The sequence below is a fragment of the Mycobacterium sp. TH-M116 genome (genome assembly GCF_057473685.1).
This window is the reverse complement of record NZ_JBYCLC010000182.1, coordinates 1-1,640: the sequence shown is the minus strand read 5'-3', so window position 1 is coordinate 1,640 and position 1,640 is coordinate 1. Positions and strand designations below refer to the sequence as shown.

The 1,640-nt window shown below is 69.2% G+C and carries 1 protein-coding gene and 1 pseudogene; both read left to right on the top strand.

What is annotated here, in order from left to right; all coding sequences use genetic code 11:
* Positions 1-20 precede the first annotated feature (20 nt).
* The gene (locus tag AC2VOK_RS09165) at positions 21-1,457 is read left to right on the top strand and encodes a CCA tRNA nucleotidyltransferase (RefSeq protein ID WP_428900193.1); all 1,437 of its coding nucleotides are present in this window, start codon (positions 21-23) and stop codon (positions 1,455-1,457) included.
* 24 nt (positions 1,458-1,481) lie between these two features.
* Positions 1,482-1,640, top strand: a pseudogene (locus tag AC2VOK_RS09160) (pullulanase); the annotation flags it as partial.

The following is a 1,640-nucleotide window of genomic DNA, read 5'->3' as shown; positions in this document are numbered from 1 at the left end:
TACGACTAGGCTGACCGAACGTGCCGAACGCCGATACCGACCTTCTGACCGCCGCCGCGGTGGCCCTCAACCGGCACGCCCCCATGTTGCGTGAGCTGGGCGCGACGTTCGATGCCGCGGGCCGCCAGTTGTATCTGGTCGGAGGTTCGGTGCGCGACGCACTGCTGGGCAGGCTGAGTCCCGACTTGGACTTCACCACCGATGCCCGCCCCGAGCAGGTGCAGCAGATCGTGCGTGGGTGGGCTGATGCGGTGTGGGACACCGGGATCGACTTCGGCACCGTCGGCGTCGGCAAGGGCGGGCACCGCCTGGAGATCACGACTTTCCGCGCCGACAGCTACGACCAGGTGTCGCGCCACCCCGAGGTGCGCTACGGGGATCGCCTCGAGGATGATCTGGTGCGCCGCGACTTCACCGTCAACGCGATGGCCGTGCGCGTCACACCCGACGGCCCCGGTGAATTCCTCGATCCGCTGGGCGGTTTGGCGGCACTGCGCGAGCAGTCGCTCGACACCCCGGCGGCTCCGTCGGTGTCCTTCGGCGACGACCCGCTGCGGATGCTGCGCGCCGCGCGATTCGTGTCGCAACTGGGCTTCACCGTGGCCCCGCGGGTGCGGAAGGCGATCGCGGAGATGGCCCCGCAACTGGCCCGGGTCAGCGCCGAGCGGGTGGCCGCCGAGCTGGACAAGCTGCTGCTCGGGCAGGACCCGGTCGCCGGAATCGACCTGCTGGTGCACACCGGGATGGGGCAGGTGGTGATACCCGAGGTCGGCGGCATGCAGATGGCCATCGACGAGCATCACCAGCACAAGGACGTCTACCAGCATTCCCTGACCGTGCTGCAGCAGGCGATCGCGCTGGAAGATGACGGCCCGGACCTGGTGCTGCGCTGGGCGGCACTGCTGCACGACATCGGCAAACCGGCGACGCGGCGCCACGAGCCCAACGGGGGTGTGAGCTTTCACCACCACGAGGTGGTGGGCGCCAAGATGGTGCGAAAGCGGTTGCGGGCATTGAAGTTTTCCAAGCAGATGGTCGATGACGTCTCGCAGCTGGTGTTTTTGCATCTGCGGTTCCACGGATACGGCGACGGGAAGTGGACCGACTCGGCGGTGCGCCGGTACGTCACCGACGCCGGTCCGCTGCTGCCGCGGCTGCACAAGCTGGTGCGCGCGGACTGCACCACCCGCAACAAGCGCCGGGCTGCGCGACTACAGGCCAGCTATGACCGGCTGGAGGCGCGGATCGCCGAACTGTCCGCGCAGGAGGACCTGGCGCGGGTGCGCCCCGACCTGGACGGCAACCAGATCATGGAGCTGCTCGGCATCCCGGCCGGCCCTCAGGTGGGCGAGGCGTGGCACTTCCTCAAGGAGCTGCGACTCGAGCGCGGACCGCTGAGCACCGAGGAGGCCACCGCCGAGCTGCTGTCCTGGTGGGGATCGCGCGGGAACCACTAGCGGCGGACCGGCGTCGGAGTGGTCATGGACTACTGCATGGGTGGAGACGACGGCACGGCGGCGCTGCTGCACGGCACGCCAGACGTGGATCTCGACGGGGATGGCCGCTTCGATGCGTTCGGGCTGGATCTCGACGGCGACGGGCTGCGCGACGACGCGCTGGTTGACCTCGACGGTGACGGC